A 21,273-nucleotide genomic window follows, 5' to 3' on the forward strand; every position below is an offset into this window, starting at 1 on the left:
GCGAACTGAAGCGCAGAATCAATCATCATATCTCGTCAGGCAACCCTAAGCGCCTCACCCCACGCCCGCTCCCACATACAAGGTTCCGGCAGGTTATTCCTGGATCACATCGGCACCCTTGGGGATGTCGAACTTGAACTTGGACGCGGCAATCGGCTCATTGGCCTTGACCCCGGTGAACAGGATATTGGTGCGTTGGCCGACACTGTCGATCAACTGCATGTCGTTGACCAGGCCATTGCGGAACGACAGGCGCAGGCTATCGAACAGGCTGTCCTTGGTCTTGGGCTTGAGGATGAAGTCAATCACGCCACCGGCCTCCTTGGAGGTGATGTCGAAGCTCTGGCTGATCTCGGAAATGTCACCGGAGAGCAACAGCGCCGGGGTCTGGGTCAGGCGCTGGTCGAGGGTCTTGATCGTGACCTGTTCCAGGTCCGGGTCCCACAGGGAGACTTTCTTGCCATCGGAGACCATCAGCTGTTCGGCTGGCGCATCGGTGTGCCAGTAGAACAGGCCCGGACGCTGCAGGGCCATGTCGCCGGCGGTTTCCTGCAACTGGGTGCCGCCGCCATCGAGGGTCAGCTGGGAGAAACGTGCGGTCAGGGTCTGGGAGCCGCCCAGCAACTGGGTCAGGCGAGCCACGTCCTTTTCGCCGGCGTGGGCCGAGAAAGTAGACAAGGCCAGTACGGGCAACAGCAGCATGCGAATCAGGCGCATGGGAGTCCTCATGAAGTCGTGGGGGTGCGGGCGGCGCTGCAGCAGGCCGCCCGGGTCATTAGTCGCGCATCGGGCCCGGCGCCAGTACTTCGCGCGAACCGTTGGTGTTCATGGCCGTCACCACCCCGGCCATTTCCATGGCTTCGATCATGCGGGCGGCGCGGTTGTAGCCAATCTTCAGCTTGCGCTGTACGGCGGAAATCGAGGCCCGACGGCTTTCCAGGACGAACTGCACCGCTTCGTCATAGAGCGCATCGGTTTCAGCATCGTCGTCACCGCCGCCACTGCTGCCTTCGAAACCGCTGCCGGCTTCCTCGACACCGTTGAGGATGTCGTCGTTGTATTCAGGGGCGCCGCGCAACTTCCAGGCTTCCACCACGCGGTGCACTTCGTCGTCGGACACGAACGCGCCGTGCACACGGATCGGCAGGCTGGTGCCGGGCGGCATGTAGAGCATGTCACCGTGACCCAGCAATTGCTCGGCGCCACCCTGGTCGATGATGGTCCGCGAGTCGATCTTGCTCGACACCTGGAACGCCATGCGGGTCGGGATGTTGGCCTTGATCAGGCCGGTGATCACGTCCACCGACGGCCGCTGCGTGGCGAGGATCAGGTGTATACCGGCCGCACGGGCCTTCTGGGCGATACGGGCGATCAGCTCTTCGACCTGCTTGCCGACGATCATCATCCTGTCGGCGAATTCGTCCACCACCACCACGATGGTCGGCAGCTTGTGCAGCAGCGGCGCTTCGTCGTGGATGCTCTCGCGGTTATACAGCGGGTCAGTCAATGGCGTACCGGCGTCTTCGGCCTCCTTGACCTTGGCGTTGAAGCCCGAAAGGTTGCGCACGCCCATCTTCGCCATCAGCTTGTAGCGGCGCTCCATCTCGGCGACGCTCCAGCGCAAGGCGTTGGCGGCGTCCTTCATGTCGGTGACCACCGGGCACAGCAGGTGCGGAATGCCTTCGTAGATCGACAATTCGAGCATTTTCGGGTCGATCATAATCAGCTTGGCGTCTTCCGGGCCGGACTTGAACAGGATCGACAGGATCATCGCGTTCACCCCCACCGACTTACCGGAACCGGTGGTACCGGCCACCAGCAGGTGGGGCATCTTCGCCAGGTCGGTGATGACCGGCTTGCCGCCGATGTCGTGGCCCAGGGCCAGGGTGACCGGCGACTTGTGGTTGTCATACTCAGGCGTCGACAGCACTTCGGAGAAGCGCACGATCTGCCGGTCTTCGTTGGGAATCTCGATGCCCACGGTGGTCTTGCCGGGAATCACTTCCACCACCCGCACGCTGGTCACGGCCAGGGAACGCGCCAGGTCCTTCGCCAGGTTGGCGATGCGGCTGACCTTCACGCCAGCGGCCGGCTGGATTTCGTAACGGGTAATCACCGGGCCCGGGTGGATCGAGTCCACCGAGACCTCCACGCCGAACTCCTTGAGCTTGATCTCCAGCAAGTGGCCGACGGCCGCCAGGGATTCGGGGGAATAATTGAGCTGCTTCTTCTCGGCCGGGTCGAGGATCGAGATCGGCGGCAAGGTGCCTTCCACCGCGCTGTCGACGAACAGCGGCGCCTGTTTCTCTTTCTGCACGCGCTTGCTCTGCTCCGGCGGCTTGGGCGGGGCCATGGTAATGACCGGCGGCACCTGTTTTTCGCGCTCGGACATGTGCTTGCTCAACGCCTGCTCACGCTCGATCAGGCGTTCCTTGACCTTGGCCTGCTCGCGTTTGTCCGGTGTGGTCGGGGCCACCACGTCGTGGACGCGGTCGTCGACTTCACGCAGTTGCGCCACCAGTTGCTTGCGCTCGGTGCGCGCCGCCCACCAGCGGTTGACGGCACCCTGGATCAGTTCGATCAGGTCGAGGGTGATCTTGCCGGTGACGTCCATGACCTTGAACCAGGACAGGTCGGTGAACACCGTCAGGCCGAACAGGAACAGGGCAATGAACAACAACGTGCTGCCCTGGATGTTCAGGGCGTTCCTGGCCAGGTCGCCGAGGCTTTCCCCCAGGGCACCGCCCGCCCCGGCCGGCAAGCCGGTGGGCGCATGGAAATGGATATGGGCCAGCGCGGCTCCCGACAGCACCAGGAACACCAGGCCGATCAGGCGCCAGGAGAACAGCCAGCCGCTCCACTGCCACGGCTCATGGCGCTGACGGAAGATCTGGTAGGCCTTGATCGCCAGCAGCAGCGGGAAAATGTAGGCGAAATAGCCCAGCACCATGAACAGGATGTCGGCGCTGTAGGAGCCGGCCGGACCGCCGAAATTCTGCACATCGTCGATCTTGCTGTTATGGCTCCAGCCCGGATCGTCCTTGCCGTAGGTCAGCAAGGCCATCATCAGGAACAGGCACAGGGCGCCGATGGCGATCAACGCACCTTCCTTGAGCCGGTAGTGCAATTGCTGGCGCCAGAGCGGAACGACTGGTTTGGGTGCTGCGGTGGATTTCTTCAAAACGCTTCTTTTCCTGCGCCAACGGCGCGTCCATCTGTTGAATGACTATAAAAAACTGCCCATGACGAGCAGGTAAAAAAGTGAATGTGCACAACCGGTACTACTTTTACCACTGTGAGGTGCATCCAGAAAACTGCCGGTGCGGCGGAAAATTTTGATCTTTGGGTCATCCTGCGTTCAAAACCCATGCATTGTACGGGTTTGTCGACGCCAAGGCATTGGCCGCGCGCTGGGTAGCAGCATAGCCGGACTCAAGGTGCACACGCGTCAATTGGACCATGCATTCTCTTTTGTGACAAAGGCTTATGAGGTGTTTTTTATGAGCGAAGTGAAGCATTCCCGCCTGATCATTCTCGGTTCCGGCCCTGCGGGGTACAGCGCTGCTGTCTATGCCGCCCGCGCCAACCTCAAACCCGTTGTCATAACCGGCATACAGGCCGGTGGCCAGCTCACCACCACCGTGGAAGTCGACAACTGGCCCGGCGATGTCGAAGGCCTGACCGGCCCGGTGCTGATGGAGCGCATGCAACGGCACGCCGAGCGTTTCGACACGCAGATCGTCTACGACCATGTCCACACCGCCAAGTTGCAGCAGCGCCCGTTCGAATTGATCGGCGACAGCGGCACCTATACCTGTGATGCGCTGATCATTGCCACCGGCGCCTCGGCCCAGTACCTGGGACTGCCCTCGGAAGAAAGCTTCGCCGGCAAAGGGGTTTCCGCCTGTGCGACCTGCGATGGCTTTTTCTATCGCAACCAGGTGGTGGCGGTGGTTGGTGGCGGCAATACCGCGGTCGAGGAAGCCCTGTACCTGTCGAACATCGCCCGAGAAGTGCACCTGGTCCACCGCCGCGACAAGCTGCGCGCCGAGAAAATCCTCCAGGACAAACTCTTCGAAAAGGCCAGCAGCGGCAATATCAAACTGCACTGGAACCAGAATCTGGATGAAGTCCTGGGTGACGCCAGCGGCGTGACCGGCGCGCGCCTGCGACACAGCGAGAGCGGCGAAACCAGCACCCTGTCCCTGGCCGGGGTGTTCATTGCCATCGGCCACAAACCCAACACCGATCTGTTCCAGGGCCAGTTGGCGATGCGCGACGGCTACCTGCTCGTGCGCGGCGGCAGCGAAGGCAACGCCACCGCGCCCGATATCGAAGGCGTATTCGCCGCTGGCGACGTGGCCGCCCATGTCTATCGCCAGGCGATTACCTCCGCCGGCGCCGGTTGCATGGCCGCGCTCGACGCGGAGAAGTATCTCGATGACATCCCGACCGTTTGACGGTTAACCTTCCCGGCGGGTGCTCGTGACGGGCGAGCCCCGTCACCCCGCCCTCCCCTTCTACAAGCCGGACACCCATGCTGACTTGGTTACAACGCAACAGTTTCGAATTTCCGCCACTGGCAAAAGCCATGCGCGATCCCAACGGGTTATTGGCCGCCGGTGGCGACCTGTCGGCCGACCGGCTGATCCAGGCCTATCGCCACGGCTGCTTCCCCTGGTTTTCCGAGGGACAACCGATCCTGTGGTGGTCGCCAGACCCACGCACGGTGTTATTTCCCGACGAACTGCACATCTCCCGCAGCCTGGGCAAGCTGTTGCGCAAGCAGCGCTATGACGTGACGTTCGACCAGGATTTTGCCGCGGTTATCCAGGCCTGCGCCGCGCCACGGGACTACGCCGACGGCACCTGGATCACCGAGGCCATGCAAACCGCTTATCTGGAACTGCATCGGCGCGGTTTCGCCCATTCGGTGGAAGTCTGGGACCAAGGGGCGTTGGTGGGCGGCCTGTATGGCTTGGCCATGGGCCAGCTATTTTTTGGCGAATCCATGTTCAGCCGAGCCGACAATGCGTCGAAATTCGGCTTCGCCATGTTGGTCCAACACCTCAAGGCCGCCGGTTTCGTGCTGATCGACTGTCAGATGCCCACCGAGCACCTGCACAGCCTCGGCGCCCGCTCGATCCCGCGCACGCGGTTCGCCGAGTATCTGGAGGCGCACCTGGACCAACCCAACCGTGCGACCTGGGTTTGCTGAGCGACATCCGCGCTCCTGGCTTACAATTAGATTTAAAGCTCATCCGAGGGTTGATTCATGACCGAGTTGGCGCGTTTGAAGTTCTATGCCACTCAGCCCCCCTCTTGCAGTTACCTGCCGGAGGAGCAGGCCACGACGCTGTTCCTCGATCCTAGCCAGCCCATGGATGTGCATGTCTACGCAGACCTGTCGGAAATGGGCTTTCGTCGTAGCGGCGCCCACCTTTACCGGCCCCACTGCCAACATTGCAACGCCTGCGTCCCGGCGCGCATTCCGGTGGCGCAGTTTTTGCCCAATCGCCAGCAGAAGCGCATTTTCAAGCGCAACGCCGACCTTCAGGTCCGCCCGGCCAAGCCGCAGTTCACCGAAGAATACTTCGACCTGTACCAACGCTACATCGAACAACGCCATGCCGATGGCGACATGTACCCACCCAGCCGGGATCAGTTCTCGACCTTCCTGGTGCGTGACCTGCCGTTTTCCCGCTTTTATGAATTCCGCCTCGAGGGGCGACTGGTCGCCATCGCTGTCACCGACCTGCTACCCAACGGCCTTTCAGCGGTGTACACCTTCTATGAGCCCGAAGAGGAACGGCGCAGCCTGGGGCGCTTTGCCATTCTCTGGCAAATCAACGAAGCGCGGCGCCTGGGGCTGGAAGCGGTGTACCTGGGCTACTGGATCAAGAACTGCAAGAAAATGAACTACAAGACCCAATATCGGCCTATCGAATTGCTGGTTAACCAGCGGTGGGTTGTCCTGAGTTAGCCCCCTTCGGCTTAAAAGCTAGAACCCCTTGGCTTGAACCCCCTTTTTCGGGCACAATGCACGCCGCTTTTGCCTGGCGCAGTTGCACCGGGCCATTCACTGGATACCGAGGGCTTTACTGCATGTCGAAAGAAGACAGCTTCGAAATGGAAGGCACTGTCGTCGACACCCTGCCCAACACCATGTTTCGTGTGGAGTTGGAAAATGGGCACGTCGTAACCGCGCATATCTCCGGCAAGATGCGCAAGAACTACATTCGTATTCTTACCGGTGACAAAGTGCGCGTCGAGCTGACGCCCTATGACTTGAGCAAAGGGCGCATCACTTACCGCGCTCGCTAACAAGTCAATACAAGACGCCCGGCTGATGCCGGGCGTTTTTGTTTGCCTGGGATTTGCCCCAATCGTCAGAAACACACGCCCCCCCCTGTGGGAGCGAGCTTGCGCGCGAAGGCGGCGGCACAAGCACCGTTGATGCAAGCTGCCCCACCGCTATCGCGAGCAAGCTCGCTCCCACAGGGATTGATGAAACGCAATCTTGTTCCATGCCCACAGCAGCGCCTGGTGTAGGCATGGAACAGCAAAAAGGCGCCTTTCGGCGCCTTTTGCTTTATTGCAGCTAACGATCAGGCCATTTCAGCCGTGGTTTCGAAGTCGAAGGTCAGCTCGCCGTCCTTGATGTCGATGTGAACCACACCGCCATGCTCGGCCAGCTCGCCAAAGAGGATCTCCTCTGCCAGCGGACGCTTGATCTTGTCCTGGATCAAGCGAGCCATTGGCCGCGCGCCCATCGTCACGTCGTAACCACCTTCCGCCAGCCAGCTGCGGGCCGCGTCGGTGACCTCCAGCAACACACGCTTGTCTTCGAGCTGGGCCTGAAGTTCGGTAAGGAACTTGTCCACCACGCTCTTGATGACTTCATGGCTGAGGCGACCGAACTGGATAATGGTGTCCAGGCGGTTGCGGAACTCAGGCGTGAAGCTCTTCTTGATCACTTCCATCGCATCGGACGAGTGGTCCTGATGGGCGAAACCGATCGAAGCGCGAGCCGCGGTTTCGGCACCGGCGTTCGTGGTCATGATGACGATCACGTTACGGAAGTCCGCCTTGCGCCCGTTGTTATCGGTCAGCGTACCGTGGTCCATGACCTGCAGGAGCAGGTTGAAGACTTCCGGATGCGCCTTCTCGATTTCGTCGAGCAACAATACGCAGTGCGGTTGCTTGGTGATGGCTTCGGTCAACAGGCCGCCCTGGTCGAAACCGACATAACCCGGAGGCGCACCGATCAGACGCGATACGGTGTGGCGCTCCATGTACTCGGACATGTCGAAGCGCACCAACTCGATGCCCATCGCCTTGGCCAGCTGCCGTGCCGCCTCGGTCTTGCCGACACCGGTAGGACCGGCGAACAGGAACGAGCCGACCGGCTTGTCCGGCGACTTGAGACCGGCACGGGACAGCTTGATGGCGGTCGACAGCGAGTCGATGGCCGCATCTTGGCCGAACACCGTCAGCTTCAGGTCACGCTCCAGGTTACGCAGCAGTTCCTTGTCGGAACTGGTGACGTGCTTGGGCGGAATACGCGCGATTTTCGCGACGATGTCCTCGACCTGTGGCACTTCGATGCGCTTGACCCGTTTCTCCACGGGCTGCAGGCGCTGGTAGGCACCCGCCTCGTCGATGACGTCGATGGCCTTGTCCGGCATGTGCCGGTCATTGATGTAGCGCGAGGCCAGTTCAGCCGCCGCACGCAGGGCTTCATCGCTGTATTCGATGTTGTGGTGCAGCTCGAAACGCCCCTTCAGGCCGCGCAGGATGCCAATGGTATCTTCCACCGAAGGCTCCGACACATCGACTTTCTGGAAACGCCGGGCCAGGGCACGGTCTTTCTCGAAGATCCCGCGGAATTCCTGGAACGTGGTCGAGCCGATGCACCGGATATCCCCCGACGACAACAACGGCTTGAGCAGGTTGGAGGCATCCATGACCCCGCCTGACGCCGCCCCGGCACCAATAATGGTGTGGATTTCGTCGATGAACAGGATCGCCTGCGGACGTTATTTCAGTTCGCCGAGCAACGCCTTGAAGCGCTTCTCGAAATCGCCCCGGTATTTGGTACCGGCCAGCAAGGCACCCAGGTCGAGGGAATAGACCACGCTGTTGGCCAGCAGGTCCGGCACCTGGTTGTCGACGATGCGCTTGGCCAGGCCTTCGGCAATCGCGGTCTTGCCCACGCCAGCCTCGCCCACCAGCAACGGGTTGTTCTTGCGACGCCGGGCCAGGATCTGGGCCACGCGCTCGACTTCCGCCTCGCGCCCGACCAGCGGATCGATACGTCCCTGGCGCGCCAGTTCGTTCAGGTTGCTGGCATAGGCATCCAACGGGTTGCCTGAAGAAGAAGACTCACCGCCCTCGTCGTCCTGCATATCCTGTTCACCCTCGGAATGATCGCCATGCCCCGGCACCTTGGAGATGCCATGGGCGATGTAGTTGACGACATCGATACGCGCAACGCTCTGCTGCTTGAGCAGGAACACCGCCTGGCTTTCCTGCTCGCTGAAAATCGCAACCAGTACGTTGGCGCCGGTGACTTCACGCTTGCCCGAGCTCTGTACATGAAAGACAGCACGTTGCAGGACACGCTGGAAGCCCAGGGTTGGCTGGGTTTCGCGATCCTCGTCATGAACGGGGATCAATGGCGTGGTGGAGTCGATGAACTCCTGCAGATCATGCTTGAGTTTATCGAGGTTCGCGCCGCAGGCACGCAAAACGGTGGCGGCAGCCTCGTTATCCAATAGGGCCAGCAGCAGGTGTTCGACGGTCATGAATTCATGACGCTTCGAACGAGCCTCCTTGAAGGCAAGATTGAGGGTGACTTCGAGCTCGCGGTTTAACATAGCTTCACCTCATACCCAAGTGGTCGGCGTTAACCGTCCTTCTCGATTTCACAGAGTAGCGGATGCTGGCTTTCCCGGGCGTACTGGTTGACCTGCATGGCCTTAGTCTCGGCGATGTCGCGGGTAAACACTCCACATACTGCCCGTCCCTCTGTATGGACGGCCAGCATGACCTTGGTCGCCAGCTCCCGATTCAGGTTAAAAAACACCTCGAGCACTTCGACGACGAAATCCATCGGTGTGTAGTCATCGTTGAACAAAACCACCTTGTACATCGGTGGCGCCTGTAATGCGGGCTTTGCTTCCTGAACAGCAATGCCTGCGGAATCGTCGTCGTGTAGATCCGGGCGATCCTGATTGAATGTTAGTCGAATCTGGCTGACTGCATGCATGGAAAGAAAGGTTCGTTTAGTTGGCGAATACAGTGATGGGGGCGCTTGTGGGCGATTTCAACCACGACCACCGGAGCCACCTTGACTATCGGGAAATCGGTGTTACAACCAATAGAGCCCATCGTGGGTTAAAAAGGTCCGTGGAATCTATCCTGTTAACAAGATTAGCCTGCGGATGGACTGGATGATACTCCAGTGATGGAGTGCGTTGCAGAGGGAAATGGGTTATGTCGGGCGTGAAGGGTAAGGTGAAATGGTTCAATAATGCCAAGGGCTACGGTTTCATTCTTGAGGAAGGCAGGGATGAAGACCTGTTCGCCCATTATTCGGCGATCCAGATGGACGGTTACAAGACCCTGAAGGCCGGGCAATCCGTGACGTTCGAGATCATCCAGGGCCCCAAGGGCCTGCATGCGGTCAAAATTCAAGCTGCCGCTGTCGAAGGCGCACCCGCCCCTGTCGAAGTGAGTCGCAGGGTCACCGAACCCCATTGACCGGCAGTCGCCACACCACCTAAATAAAAATGCCCGGCTCGATCACTCGAGCCGGGCATTCGCGCTGAGGGCCGATTCGCTTACATGTGCGATATCAGGGCCTCGCCGAAGCCCGAGGACGACACCAGCTTGGCACCCTCCATCAAGCGTTCGAAGTCATAGGTCACGGTCTTGGCCGAAATCGCGCCATTGGTGCCCTTGATGATCAGGTCGGCCGCTTCGGTCCAACCCATGTGACGCAGCATCATTTCCGCCGACAGGATCAGCGAACCCGGATTGACCTGGTCCTTGCCAGCGTACTTGGGCGCGGTACCGTGGGTGGCCTCGAACATCGCCACGGTGTCGGACAGGTTGGCGCCCGGCGCGATACCGATACCGCCCACTTCCGCCGCCAGGGCGTCGGACAGGTAGTCACCGTTCAGGTTCAGGGTGGCGATCACGTCATATTCAGCCGGACGCAACAGGATCTGCTGCAACATCGCATCGGCGATGGCGTCCTTGACGATGACGTTCTTGCCAGTGCGCGGGTTCTTGAACTGCATCCACGGCCCACCGTCGAGCAGGGTCGCGCCGAATTCCTCGGCCGCCACTTCGTAGGCCCACTCCTTGAAGGCACCTTCGGTGAACTTCATGATGTTGCCTTTGTGCACGATGGTCAGCGAATCGCGATCGTTATCGACCACATATTGCAGGGCCTTGCGAGCCAGGCGCTTGGTGCCCTGCTTGGAAACCGGCTTGACGCCGATGCCGCAATCCTCATCGAAGCGGATCTTGGTCACGCCCATTTCTTCTTTCAGGAACTTGATGACCTTGGTGGCCTCGGCCGAACCGGCCTTCCACTCGATGCCCGCGTAGATGTCCTCGGAGTTCTCCCGGAAGATCGTCATGTCCACGTCGCCAGGCTTCTTGACCGGGCTTGGCACACCTTCGAACCAGCGCACCGGGCGCAGGCACACATACAGGTCGAGCTGCTGGCGCAGCGCTACGTTCAACGAACGGATACCGCCACCGACCGGCGTGGTCAGCGGGCCCTTGATGGACACCACGTAGTCCTTGACCGCATCCAGGGTTTCCTGGGGCAGCCAGGTGTCCTGGTCGTAGACCTGGGTCGCTTTCTCACCGGCATAGACTTCCATCCAGGAAATCTTGCGCTTGCCGCCATAGGCCTTCTGAACCGCAGCGTCCACAACCTTGATCATGACCGGACTGATATCGACACCAATGCCGTCGCCTTCGATGAAGGGGATGATCGGGTTGTCGGGAACATTAAGAGAATGGTCTGCATTGACGGTGATTTTGTCACCGACGGCTGGAACCTGAATCTTTTGATACCCCATGCTGAACTCCATTGCTTGGATTGAACATCTGGCTGCGTTCGAGCGTACCCCAGTTGAATCGGCACGCAAACCCTACGTTAGGCCCATCCATGGCAAAGCCTTGCACTTCGCCGTGTACAAGCCTGAAAACCAAGGGAAAAGCGCCAAACATGAGCATAGTCCGCCCCAGGAGTACTGCGACGTTTAGACCAATGGACGTGTACGGAAGTCTATGAACCATCGGCAGATCGCCAGCTACCTATGTATAATGCCGCCGCTGACCACAGGGTCACGACGGCTGACGGCTCTATTACGAGACTTTCCGCCATTTTGAAAGCCGGACCGTTACCGCGGCCCGACCGCTTGACGCTCGACTGATGCACCCAACATCACCGCGAAGAAACCTCGACATTCGGCTCACGGATGACTTTGAACGAACGCGCTTACCCGGCGCCCCTCGAGTTTCTGCGCATGCTTTAGCAAAGAAGAGAGTTAATCCGAATATGCCCACCCGCTCGAAGATCATCTATACCTTCACCGACGAAGCGCCTGCCCTCGCCACCTATTCGCTGTTGCCGATCGTCGAAGCCTTTACCGCTTCGGCCGATATCGCCGTGGAAACCCGCGATATCTCCCTCGCAGGGCGCATCCTGGCCAGCTTCCCCGAGCAACTGGGTGACAAAGCCGTAGCCGACCACCTCGCCGAACTGGGCGACCTGGCCGTTACGCCTGAACCCAACATCATCAAGCTGCCGAACATCAGCGCCTCGGTGCCGCAACTGCAGGCCGCGATCAAGGAATTGCAGGCCCAGGGCTACGCACTGCCGGACTACCCGGAAACCGTGACCACTGATGCCGAGAAAGACGCGCGCGCCCGTTACGACAAGGTCAAGGGCAGCGCCGTGAACCCGGTCCTGCGCGAAGGCAACTCCGACCGTCGCGCGCCGCTGTCGGTCAAGAACTATGCCCGCAAGCACCCGCACAAGATGGGCGCCTGGGCCGCGGACTCCAAGTCCCACGTAGCCCACATGAGCACCGGCGATTTCTACGGCAGCGAAAAAGCCGCCCTGATCGACGCCGCCGGCAGCGTGAAAATCGAGCTGATCGCCCAGGACGGCACTGCCACTGTCCTGAAGGAAAAGACCACCGTACAAGCCGGTGAGATCCTCGATTGCGCCGTGATGAGCAAAAACGCCCTGCGCGAGTTCATCGCCGCCGAAATCGAAGACGCCAAGCAAAAAGGCGTGCTGCTGTCGGTCCACCTCAAGGCCACCATGATGAAGGTCTCCGACCCGATCATGTTCGGCCAGATCGTGGCCGAGTTCTATAAAGACGCCCTGGCCAAGCACGCGCAAGTGCTGGAGCAGATCGGCTTCAACCTGAACAACGGCATCGGCGACCAGTACGCCCGCATCAAGGCCCTGCCGGCCGAACAGCAGGCGCAGATCGAAGCCGACATCCAGGCGGTCTACGCGGCGCGCCCATCCCTGGCGATGGTCAACTCCGACAAAGGCATCACCAACCTGCACGTGCCGAGCGACGTCATCGTCGACGCCTCGATGCCGGCCATGATCCGTGACTCCGGCAAGATGTGGGGCACCGACGGCCAGCTGCACGACACCAAGGCCGTGATCCCGGATCGCTGCTACGCCACCATCTACCAGGCGGTGATCGAAGACTGCAAGCAACACGGCGCCTTCGACCCAACCACCATGGGCAGCGTGCCGAACGTCGGCCTGATGGCCAAGAAAGCCGAAGAGTACGGCTCCCACGACAAGACCTTCCAGATCAAGGTCGCCGGCGTGGTGCGTGTTTCGGACAACAACGGTCAGACCCTGCTGGAGCAGAACGTCGAGGCTGGCGATATCTTCCGCATGTGCCAGACCAAGGACGCGCCGATCCAGGATTGGGTCAAGCTGGCCGTCAACCGTGCCCGCGCCAGCAGCACCCCGGCGATCTTCTGGCTGGACCCGATGCGCGCCCACGATGGCGTGGTCATCGAGAAGGTCCAGGCCTACCTGAAGGACCACGACACCAGCGGCCTGGACATCCGCATCATGTCGCCTGTCGACGCGATGAAGTTCACCCTGGGCCGCACCCGCGAAGGCAAGGACACCATTTCGGTGACCGGCAACGTGCTGCGCGACTACCTGACCGACCTGTTCCCGATCATGGAACTGGGCACCAGCGCCAAGATGCTGTCCATCGTGCCGCTGATGAACGGCGGTGGCCTGTTCGAAACCGGCGCCGGCGGTTCGGCACCCAAGCACGTTCAGCAGTTGCTGGAAGAGAACTTCCTGCGCTGGGATTCCCTGGGCGAGTTCCTGGCCCTGGCCGCGTCCCTCGAACACCTGGGCGTGACCTACAACAACCCGAAAGCCCTGGTGCTGGCCAAGACCCTCGACCAGGCTACCGGCGAGTTCCTGGACCGCAACAAGTCGCCTTCGCGCAAGGTCGGCGGCATCGACAACCGCGGCAGCCACTTCTACCTGACCCTGTTCTGGGCCCAGGCACTGGCCGCCCAGGATGACGACGCAGCCCTCAAGGCCCAGTTCGCTTCCCTGGCCAAGACATTGACCGACAATGAAGAAAAGATCGTTGCCGAACTCAATGCCGTGCAAGGCAAGCCCGTGGACATCGGCGGTTACTACTCCGCCAACCCGGAACTGACCAGCAAGGCCATGCGCCCGAGCAACACCTTCAACGCGGCGATTGCTGCGCTGGTGTAAGGCCGGAAGGTTGCAGGGAATATTCGCAGCCCCGCTTTTGTCGGACTGTGCAAACCACCCCTTCGACCGATTGAAAAATGCCCGTATCGCAAGATGCGGGCATTTTTCTTGTGCCCTGAACTCTAAGTTGAAACGGTCTTCGGCGCAGGAGGATTATTTGACAGCGTCAGGAGATGACCTAAGCTCAATAACATCGTTCTAAGTACGCCCTCTTCCCTGAAGGCGCATGAAATAGACCATGAAGTTGAAGGCCCCAGCGTGATCCAAACACGCCCCTTTCAGCATCTTGGGATGCGGGATGTCTCGGCAGGAGAACGAGAGAGAGTCAGATCGGGCAGGATTTGCCCGCAGCGGTATCGACCTCAAGTGGAGCGAAACTCGGTTGCTACATCTCCTTATCTCAGGCGATAGCAATCTTTTTTGTACAGGTTTGAGTTTTTCATTGAGCAGCAAGTGTTGAAAACTCAATTCTAACTCCTACGTTTGAGGAAACACGCCATGAACAAGAATGTTCAAATCATCGCCCCCGCTCAAATGCCCTTCTCCGTGGGCAATTGGGACTTCCAAGTGCTGACAGTATCCCCCACCGTGTACGGCAGGTCGGGCTTAAACGAGCCTTATGAATATAACGAACTAAGCTATTTAGGAGCTTCGGCTGGAGGAATTATTTCCATAAATACTCGCATCAACGAACACGGACAGAGATATGGCTACGCCACCTCCTCTCAAGAAATACGATTCGAAAGCCCGTCCACTACATACAGCTTTAACGCAAACAAGTTCGGAAACCAGATCACCTACGCAACCAGTTCACCTGGCGCTGCTGTCGAAGCTCGTTATTGGATCTTCGATGACTTTCTGTCTGGCATTAGCCTTGGAATGGAAGCACGAGGCAAATCCGACGTTCACCAGATAGATGCAGCTGGCGCCTGGTGCAACGTCCAGATCAACGACAAGCTCATTCAATACTCCTCAGCCGAAACTGTATCTCCCGCCCCTAAAAATAAGGCATCGCAGGTTATTATTCGGGACACGGAGAAGTTTTCTTTTTTATCCAACGTCAATATCTATTTCTCGGATTGCGACGTTTACAGAGAACTTCCCTCCGGACAAATAATCAAGGTCGATCGACACGGCTCGGGCAACCCAACGCTGGCCTCCGAGTACTACCTCACACCGGACAAAGGATATCCCACCGGATTAACGACCATGACCATCAAAGATGGGTTTTCGGATGCAACCGCTGTCGTAGAATTCGACCACGACGCATCAAAAAAAGAGGTAACCATTACAATAAAATCCTTTACAAGCAGACTTTGCGACATCCGAGACGCCTCGTACATTATCCACGCCCCCAATGCGATATGTATTGCTCTCTAAGAAGTTTCAGACTTGGATAGCCATGAAGGCTTGAGCAAATTTTCATACTGAATTGGCGGCACTAACAAGAGGGACGCATGTCGCAAATCGGTGAGTAATTTGGTGCGACGCGATTGCTGCGCTGGTGTAAGGTTGTAAGGAAGCACCACGAACCCCGGCCTTGTGCCGGGGTTTGTGTTTCTGGCACACCCTATTTCCCCTGACAATAGATTCCCCTGTGGGAGCGAGCTTGCTCGCGATTGCGATGTAGTATTCAACATTGATATTGACTGACCCACCGCTATCGCGAGCAAACTCGCTCCCACAGTTGGATTGAAGTAGAGCCGCCGGAGACAGGCCGGCTGTCAGTTACTACGAAAACGGATATGTACTCGATCAACACCCCCACGGCAGCCCACATCCCAACCTGAGAAATAAAGGAGCCTTATGAACTGGCACCCCCACATCACCGTCGCCACCATCGTCGAAGACCACGGCCGCTTCCTGATGGTGGAAGAGTCCAAGGGCGGACGCGCAGTACTCAACCAGCCCGCCGGCCACCTGGACCCCAACGAAACCCTGATCGAAGCCGCCGTGCGCGAAACCCTCGAAGAAACCGGCTGGGACGTCGAGCCCACCAGCGTCACCGGCATCTACCTCTACACCGCCCCGAGCAACGGCGTGACCTACCAACGGGTCTGCTTCGCCGCCAAGGCCCTGAAACACCATCCCGAATACCAACTGGACGACGGCATCCTCGGCGCCAGATGGCTCACCCGCGACGAACTGCTCGAACAGCGCGAACACTGGCGCAGCGAGCTGATCATCCGTTGCATCGACGATTATCTGGCCGGCCATCGCCATAGCCTGGAGCTTATCCGCCCTTCTCTTTAGCCTTGCGCGCCCGGGCCTGATAGAATCGCGTCCTTTTTCAAGACACTCATTGAATTACTATGCGTGATCCAGCCTCTTCGAACACTCCCAAACAACGCGTCATAGTCGGCATGTCCGGCGGCGTGGACTCTTCCGTTTCCGCCCTTCTGCTGATCGAGCAGGGTTACGAGGTGGAAGGCCTGTTCATGAAGAACTGGGAAGAAGACGACGGAACCGAATACTGCACCGCCATGGACGACCTGGCGGACGCCCAGGCCGTGTGCGACAAGATTGGCATCAAGCTGCACACCGCCAACTTCGCCGCCGAGTACTGGGACAACGTGTTCGAGCATTTCCTGGCCGAATACAAGGCCGGCCGCACGCCGAACCCGGACATCCTCTGCAACCGCGAAATCAAGTTCAAGGCGTTCCTCGACTACGCCATGATGCTCGGCGCGGATCTGATCGCCACCGGCCACTACGTACGTCGCCGCGACATCGACGGCCGCACCGAACTGCTCAAGGGCCTGGACCCGAACAAGGACCAGAGCTACTTCCTGCATGCCGTCGGCGGCGAGCAGATCGCCAAGACCCTGTTCCCGGTGGGCGAACTGGAAAAGCCCGAAGTACGGGCAATTGCGGAGAAACATGACCTGGCCACAGCCAAGAAGAAAGATTCCACTGGGATCTGCTTCATTGGCGAGCGTCGTTTCAGCGATTTCCTCAAGCAATACCTGCCGGCCCAGCCGGGCGAGATCAAGACCACCGAAGGCGAGGTCATCGGCCGTCACCATGGCCTGATGTACCACACCATCGGCCAGCGCCAAGGCCTGGGCATCGGCGGGCTGAAAGACGCCGGCGAAGAGCCGTGGTACGTGCTGGTCAAGGACCTGGAACACAACGAGCTGATCGTCGGCCAGGGCAACGACCATCCCTGGCTGTTTTCCCGCGCCCTGCTCGCCTCCGACATCTATTGGGTCAACCCGATCGACCTCAGCGAGCCCCGCCGCCTGACGGCCAAGGTTCGCTATCGCCAGGGCGACCAGCCCTGCACCCTGGAAAAAACCGCCACGGGCTACCGCGCCACCTTCGATGACCCGCAGCGGGCGGTCACCCCCGGCCAGTCCGTGGTGTTCTACGACGGCGACGTCTGCCTGGGCGGCGGCGTGATCGAAGTCGCGCAACCCTGGAGCAGCCAGGCATGACCCCTATCCAGGAACAACTGACGGCATTGGGCGGTGTGTTTCTCGCCGCCGTGCTGGTGGACCGGATCGCCAAGACCGGCCAGGCCTCCGAAGCAGGCGTGGCCTGCATGTTGGGCAGCCTGCTGGTTCGCGACCCCAAGGACACCCTGGAGGTCTACGGCGGCGACGACTTGAATCTGCGTGAAGGTTACCGTGCGCTGATTGGCGCCCTGGAGCGCGACCCCAGCGCCCTGCAACGCGAACCGCTGCGCTATGCCCTGTCGATGCTGGGCCTCGAGCGCCAGTTGGCCAAGCGCGACGACCTGCTGGAGACCATCGGCAAACGCTTGCCGCAGATCCAGTCCCAGGTCGAACACTTCGGCCCGGCTCACGAAAACGTCGTCGCGGCCTGCGGCTCGCTGTACCAGGACACCTTGAGCACTTTGCGCCAGCGCATCCAGGTGCATGGCGACATGCGTAACCTGCAACAGCCGAGCAACGCCTCGAAGATCCGCGCCCTGCTCCTGGCCGGGATCCGCTCGGCACGGCTGTGGCGGCAGTTGGGTGGCCATCGCTGGCAACTGGTGATCAGCCGACGCAAATTGCTGAAAGAGCTTTACCCGTTGATGCGCAACGAATAAGCCTTTGTGGCGAGGGAGCTTGCTCCCGCTGGGCTGCAACGCAGCCCCCTGAGCCCGGCGGATCCAGCGCGCGGCTCGGATTCAGGGCCGCTTCGCGCCCCAGCGGGAGCAAGCTCCCTCGCCACAGGTAATGAACAGCTTTATCTTGTTACGCGTAACACGCCGGTCAGTTGGCGACGGACCGGCGCTGGTTTTCATGTATGATACGCGCCCCATTTCGTTGCCCGACTGTCCGAGAACACCCCATGCAGCTTTCTTCGCTCACTGCGGTTTCCCCTGTTGACGGCCGCTACGCCGGCAAAACCCAGGCCCTGCGCCCGATTTTCAGCGAGTACGGCCTGATCCGTGCCCGCGTCCTGGTTGAAGTGCGCTGGCTCCAGCGCCTGGCCGCTCACCCTGCCATCCCTGAAGTCCCGGCGTTCTCCGCCGAAGCCAACGCGGTGCTCAACACCCTGGCGGAAAACTTTGTGCTGGAGCACGCCGAGCGCGTCAAAGAGATCGAGCGCACCACCAACCACGACGTCAAGGCCATCGAATACCTGCTCAAGGAGCAGGCGGCCAAGCTGCCGGAACTGGCCAATGTCAGCGAGTTCATCCACTTCGCCTGCACCAGCGAGGACATCAACAACCTGTCCCACGCCCTGATGCTGCGCGAAGGCCGTGATGAGGTGATGCTGCCGCTGATGCGCCAGACCGCCCAGGCCATCCGCGAGCTGGCGATCCGCTTCGCCGCCGTGCCAATGCTGTCGCGCACCCACGGTCAACCGGCTTCGCCAACCACCCTGGGCAAGGAACTGGCGAACGTCGTCTACCGCCTGGAGCGCCAGATCGCCCAAGTGGCTGCCGTGCCGCTGCTGGGCAAGATCAACGGCGCCGTGGGCAACTACAACGCCCACCTGTCGGCCTACCCGGACATCGACTGGGAAGCCACCGCCCGCGCCTTCATCGAAGACGAACTGGGCCTGAGCTTCAACCCGTACACCACCCAGATCGAACCGCACGACTACATCGCCGAGCTGTTCGATGCGATCGCACGCTTCAACACCATCCTGATCGACTTCGACCGTGACATCTGGGGCTACATCTCCCTGGGTTACTTCAAGCAGCGCACCATCGCTGGCGAAATCGGATCCTCGACCATGCCGCACAAGGTCAACCCGATCGACTTCGAAAACTCCGAAGGCAACCTGGGCATCGCCAACGCACTGTTCCAGCATTTGGCGAGCAAACTACCGATCTCCCGCTGGCAGCGCGATCTGACCGACTCCACCGTGCTGCGCAACCTGGGCGTGGGTTTTGCCCACAGCGTCATTGCCTATGAAGCCAGCCTCAAGGGCATCAGCAAGCTGGAACTGAACGAGCAGAAGATCGCCGCCGACCTGGACGCCTGCTGGGAAGTCCTGGCCGAGCCGATCCAGACCGTGATGCGTCGCTACAACATCGAAAACCCGTATGAAAAGCTGAAAGAACTGACCCGCGGCAAGGGCATCAGCCCTGAAGCGCTGCAGACTTTCATCGATGGCCTGGACATGCCTGCCGAAGCCAAGGCCGAGCTGAAGAAGCTCACGCCAGCCAGCTACATCGGCAACGCGGCGGCACAAGCCAAGCGCATCTGATCCATCGCTTTACCTTTGAGACGCCCGGCCGCGCCGGGCGTTTTTATTCGCGTCTGAAAAGTATATTTTTTCAATAGGTTACACATGAATCCTGATATTCCTCTGCAACTCCTGGGCGGCATCACGGCACGGGAGTTCCTGCGCGACTACTGGCAGAAAAAACCCCTGCTGATCCGTCAGGCGATTCCTGACTTCCAAAGCCCGATCGATGCCGACGAATTGGCCGGCCTGGCCCTGGAAGAAGAAGTCGAATCGCGCCTGGTGATCGAGCACGGCGAGCGCCCCTGGGAATTGCGTCGCGGCCCGTTCGCCGAAGACGAATTCAGCAAGCTGCCGGAGCGCGAGTGGACCCTGCTGGTGCAGGCGGTGGATCAGTTCGTACCGGAAGTCAGCGAACTGCTGGAAAACTTCCGCTTCCTGCCGAGCTGGCGCATCGACGACGTGATGATCAGCTTTGCCGCCCCGGGTGGCAGCGTGGGTCCGCATTTCGATAACTATGACGTGTTCCTGTTGCAGGGCCATGGCCAGCGCAACTGGAAAATCGGCCAGATGTGCGACTCCGAAAGCCCACTGCTGCAACACGCCGACCTGCGCATCCTCGCCGACTTCGAAGCCACTGACGAGTGGGTCCTGGAACCCGGTGACATGCTCTACCTGCCGCCGCGCCGGGCCCACTGCGGCGTGGCCGTGGACGACTGCATGACCTACTCGGTGGGTTTCCGTGCGCCGAGCGCCGCTGAAGTGCTGACCCACTTCACCGACTTCTTGAGCCAGTTCCTGCCGGACGAAGAGCGCTACACCGACGCCGACGCCCGCCCGGTGGCCGACCCGCACCAGATCCAGCACGACGCCCTCGACCGCCTCAAGGGTCTGCTGGCCGAGGATATGAGCGACGAGCGCCTGCTGCTGACCTGGTTCGGCCAGGTCATGACCGAGCCACGCTACCCGGAGCTGGTGGTGGGCCCGGAACTGGAAGAAGACGACCTGCTGGCCAGCCTGGAACAAGGCGCCGTGATCATCCGCAACCCGAGCGCGCGCCTGGCCTGGTCGGAAGTCGATGATGACCTGCTGCTGTTCGCCAGCGGCCAGAGCCGCTACCTGCCGGGCAAGCTGCGTGAATTGCTGAAAATGATCTGCGCCGCCGACGCCCTGCACATCGAAAACCTCGGCCCATGGTTGGCCGACGAAGACGGTCGCGGCCTGGTCTGCGAGCTGGTCAAGCAAGGCAGCCTGGGATTCGCCGATGAATAAGATTCACGTTCGTGTCGCAGACTGGCAAAAGGATAACGCCGAGATCCGGCGCATTCGTGAGACCGTGTTCATTGCCGAACAATCCGTACCACCCGAACTGGAATGGGATTCGGATGATCAGGATGCCGTACATTTCCTGGCCTTCGAAGGCGACTTCCCCATCGGCACCGCGCGCCTGCTGACCGATGGCCATATCGGCCGGGTCTCGGTCCTCAAGGACTGGCGCGGCCTGAAGGTGGGCGATGCGCTGATGCACGCCGTGATCGCCGAAGCCGAGAAGCGTGGGCTCCAGCAACAGATGCTCAGCGCCCAGGTGCACGCCACGCCGTTCTATCAGCGGTTGGGGTTTGCGGTGGTCAGCGAGGAGTTCCTGGAGGCCGGGATTCCTCATGTGGACATGGTGCGGCGCTCGGCCTGAACACTGCTAGAAGCAGCAACACAATACCCTGTGGCGAGGGAGCTTGCTCCCGCTGGGCTGCGCAGCCCGGCCCCAAACCCGGGGCCGCGGCGGCGCCCGGCGGGAGGCGGGCGCGGCGGGG

General features: G+C 60.3%; 17 protein-coding genes and 1 pseudogene. 13 read left to right on the forward strand and 5 right to left on the reverse strand.

What is annotated here, in order from left to right; all coding sequences use genetic code 11:
* Positions 1 to 93: 93 nt before the first annotated feature.
* Positions 94 to 717, reverse strand: coding sequence for an outer membrane lipoprotein periplasmic chaperone LolA (gene lolA, locus HGO40_RS10835; protein WP_250962984.1), 624 nt, complete (start codon positions 715 to 717; stop codon positions 94 to 96).
* Between the two features lie 58 nt (positions 718 to 775).
* Positions 776 to 3,181 (reverse strand): DNA translocase FtsK, encoded by a 2,406-nt coding sequence (locus HGO40_RS10840; RefSeq protein WP_250962985.1) that lies wholly within the window; start codon positions 3,179 to 3,181, stop codon positions 776 to 778.
* Between the two features lie 319 nt (positions 3,182 to 3,500).
* Here HGO40_RS10840 and trxB point away from each other — a divergent pair, with 319 nt between their 5' ends.
* The 4 genes from trxB (at position 3,501) to infA (ending at position 6,324) form a co-directional block, all read left to right on the forward strand.
* Entirely contained in the window at positions 3,501 to 4,460 is a 960-nt protein-coding gene (gene trxB / locus HGO40_RS10845; RefSeq protein WP_250962986.1) for a thioredoxin-disulfide reductase, read from the forward strand.
* A 77-nt stretch (positions 4,461 to 4,537) separates the two neighbouring features.
* Positions 4,538 to 5,218, forward strand: coding sequence for a leucyl/phenylalanyl-tRNA--protein transferase (gene aat / locus HGO40_RS10850; RefSeq protein WP_250962987.1), 681 nt, complete (start codon positions 4,538 to 4,540; stop codon positions 5,216 to 5,218).
* A 57-nt stretch (positions 5,219 to 5,275) separates the two neighbouring features.
* Positions 5,276 to 5,983 carry an arginyltransferase gene (locus HGO40_RS10855; protein WP_250962988.1) on the forward strand — a complete coding sequence of 236 codons (708 nt, stop codon included), beginning with the start codon at positions 5,276 to 5,278 and terminating at the stop codon, positions 5,981 to 5,983.
* 122 nt (positions 5,984 to 6,105) lie between these two features.
* Positions 6,106 to 6,324: a translation initiation factor IF-1 gene (gene infA, locus HGO40_RS10860; RefSeq protein WP_002553999.1), complete on the forward strand. Its 219-nt coding sequence runs from the start codon at positions 6,106 to 6,108 to the stop codon at positions 6,322 to 6,324.
* A gap of 284 nt (positions 6,325 to 6,608) precedes the next feature.
* Here infA and clpA read toward each other — a convergent pair.
* Positions 6,609 to 8,879, reverse strand: a pseudogene (clpA, locus tag HGO40_RS10865) (ATP-dependent Clp protease ATP-binding subunit ClpA).
* Between the two features lie 29 nt (positions 8,880 to 8,908).
* Positions 8,909 to 9,271 (reverse strand): ATP-dependent Clp protease adapter ClpS, encoded by a 363-nt coding sequence (gene clpS / locus HGO40_RS10870; protein ID WP_003180089.1) that lies wholly within the window; start codon positions 9,269 to 9,271, stop codon positions 8,909 to 8,911.
* Between the two features lie 227 nt (positions 9,272 to 9,498).
* On the opposite strand from clpS, the gene cspD reads away from it, so the two are divergent.
* Positions 9,499 to 9,765 (forward strand): cold shock domain-containing protein CspD, encoded by a 267-nt coding sequence (gene cspD / locus HGO40_RS10875; RefSeq protein ID WP_250962989.1) that lies wholly within the window; start codon positions 9,499 to 9,501, stop codon positions 9,763 to 9,765.
* Between the two features lie 80 nt (positions 9,766 to 9,845).
* On the opposite strand, the gene icd is transcribed toward cspD, so the two are convergent.
* Entirely contained in the window at positions 9,846 to 11,102 is a 1,257-nt protein-coding gene (icd, locus tag HGO40_RS10880; protein ID WP_250962990.1) for an NADP-dependent isocitrate dehydrogenase, read from the reverse strand.
* A 482-nt stretch (positions 11,103 to 11,584) separates the two neighbouring features.
* Here icd and HGO40_RS10885 point away from each other — a divergent pair, with 482 nt between their 5' ends.
* The 8 genes from HGO40_RS10885 (at position 11,585) to HGO40_RS10920 (ending at position 21,152) form a co-directional block, all read left to right on the forward strand.
* Positions 11,585 to 13,810: an NADP-dependent isocitrate dehydrogenase gene (locus tag HGO40_RS10885; RefSeq protein ID WP_250962991.1), complete on the forward strand. Its 2,226-nt coding sequence runs from the start codon at positions 11,585 to 11,587 to the stop codon at positions 13,808 to 13,810.
* Positions 13,811 to 14,308: 498 nt separating this feature from the next.
* Complete coding sequence (locus HGO40_RS10890) at positions 14,309 to 15,190, forward strand: hypothetical protein (protein ID WP_250962992.1); 882 nt, start codon at positions 14,309 to 14,311, stop codon at positions 15,188 to 15,190.
* Positions 15,191 to 15,616: 426 nt separating this feature from the next.
* Entirely contained in the window at positions 15,617 to 16,063 is a 447-nt protein-coding gene (locus HGO40_RS10895; protein ID WP_186709771.1) for an NUDIX hydrolase, read from the forward strand.
* A 59-nt stretch (positions 16,064 to 16,122) separates the two neighbouring features.
* Complete coding sequence (gene mnmA, locus HGO40_RS10900; protein ID WP_250962993.1) at positions 16,123 to 17,247, forward strand: tRNA 2-thiouridine(34) synthase MnmA; 1,125 nt, start codon at positions 16,123 to 16,125, stop codon at positions 17,245 to 17,247.
* Positions 17,244 to 17,867, forward strand: a complete 624-nt coding sequence (gene hflD, locus HGO40_RS10905) for a high frequency lysogenization protein HflD (protein WP_053123192.1) — start codon at positions 17,244 to 17,246, stop codon at positions 17,865 to 17,867. The genes mnmA and hflD overlap by 4 nt, the downstream gene beginning before the upstream one ends.
* A gap of 245 nt (positions 17,868 to 18,112) precedes the next feature.
* The gene (gene purB, locus HGO40_RS10910) at positions 18,113 to 19,483 is read left to right on the forward strand and encodes an adenylosuccinate lyase (RefSeq protein ID WP_250962994.1); all 1,371 of its coding nucleotides are present in this window, start codon (positions 18,113 to 18,115) and stop codon (positions 19,481 to 19,483) included.
* 84 nt (positions 19,484 to 19,567) lie between these two features.
* A complete protein-coding gene (locus HGO40_RS10915) occupies positions 19,568 to 20,734 on the forward strand; it encodes a ribosomal protein uL16 3-hydroxylase (RefSeq protein WP_250962995.1) in 1,167 nt (388 codons plus the stop codon).
* Positions 20,727 to 21,152, forward strand: coding sequence for a GNAT family N-acetyltransferase (locus tag HGO40_RS10920; protein WP_250962996.1), 426 nt, complete (start codon positions 20,727 to 20,729; stop codon positions 21,150 to 21,152). Before HGO40_RS10915 ends, HGO40_RS10920 begins: the two co-directional genes overlap by 8 nt.
* Positions 21,153 to 21,273 lie beyond the last annotated feature (121 nt).

The sequence above is a fragment of the Pseudomonas sp. CG7 genome, assembly GCF_023701885.1.
In the GTDB taxonomy this organism is placed as follows: Bacteria; Pseudomonadota; Gammaproteobacteria; order Pseudomonadales; family Pseudomonadaceae; genus Aquipseudomonas; species Aquipseudomonas zanjanensis.

Excerpts from the sequence above, each read along its gene's own strand:
- lolA (WP_250962984.1), bottom strand. The coding sequence starts at position 717 with ATGCGCCTGATTCGCATGCTGCTGTTGCCCGTACTGGCCTTGTCTACT.
- trxB (WP_250962986.1), top strand. The coding sequence starts at position 3,501 with ATGAGCGAAGTGAAGCATTCCCGCCTGATCATTCTCGGTTCCGGCCCT.
- aat (WP_250962987.1), top strand. The coding sequence starts at position 4,538 with ATGCTGACTTGGTTACAACGCAACAGTTTCGAATTTCCGCCACTGGCA.
- HGO40_RS10855 (WP_250962988.1), top strand. The coding sequence starts at position 5,276 with ATGACCGAGTTGGCGCGTTTGAAGTTCTATGCCACTCAGCCCCCCTCT.
- infA (WP_002553999.1), top strand. The coding sequence starts at position 6,106 with ATGTCGAAAGAAGACAGCTTCGAAATGGAAGGCACTGTCGTCGACACC.
- clpS (WP_003180089.1), bottom strand. The coding sequence starts at position 9,271 with ATGCATGCAGTCAGCCAGATTCGACTAACATTCAATCAGGATCGCCCG.
- cspD (WP_250962989.1), top strand. The coding sequence starts at position 9,499 with ATGTCGGGCGTGAAGGGTAAGGTGAAATGGTTCAATAATGCCAAGGGC.
- icd (WP_250962990.1), bottom strand. The coding sequence starts at position 11,102 with ATGGGGTATCAAAAGATTCAGGTTCCAGCCGTCGGTGACAAAATCACC.
- HGO40_RS10885 (WP_250962991.1), top strand. The coding sequence starts at position 11,585 with ATGCCCACCCGCTCGAAGATCATCTATACCTTCACCGACGAAGCGCCT.
- HGO40_RS10890 (WP_250962992.1), top strand. The coding sequence starts at position 14,309 with ATGAACAAGAATGTTCAAATCATCGCCCCCGCTCAAATGCCCTTCTCC.
- HGO40_RS10895 (WP_186709771.1), top strand. The coding sequence starts at position 15,617 with ATGAACTGGCACCCCCACATCACCGTCGCCACCATCGTCGAAGACCAC.
- mnmA (WP_250962993.1), top strand. The coding sequence starts at position 16,123 with ATGCGTGATCCAGCCTCTTCGAACACTCCCAAACAACGCGTCATAGTC.
- hflD (WP_053123192.1), top strand. The coding sequence starts at position 17,244 with ATGACCCCTATCCAGGAACAACTGACGGCATTGGGCGGTGTGTTTCTC.
- purB (WP_250962994.1), top strand. The coding sequence starts at position 18,113 with ATGCAGCTTTCTTCGCTCACTGCGGTTTCCCCTGTTGACGGCCGCTAC.
- HGO40_RS10915 (WP_250962995.1), top strand. The coding sequence starts at position 19,568 with ATGAATCCTGATATTCCTCTGCAACTCCTGGGCGGCATCACGGCACGG.
- HGO40_RS10920 (WP_250962996.1), top strand. The coding sequence starts at position 20,727 with ATGAATAAGATTCACGTTCGTGTCGCAGACTGGCAAAAGGATAACGCC.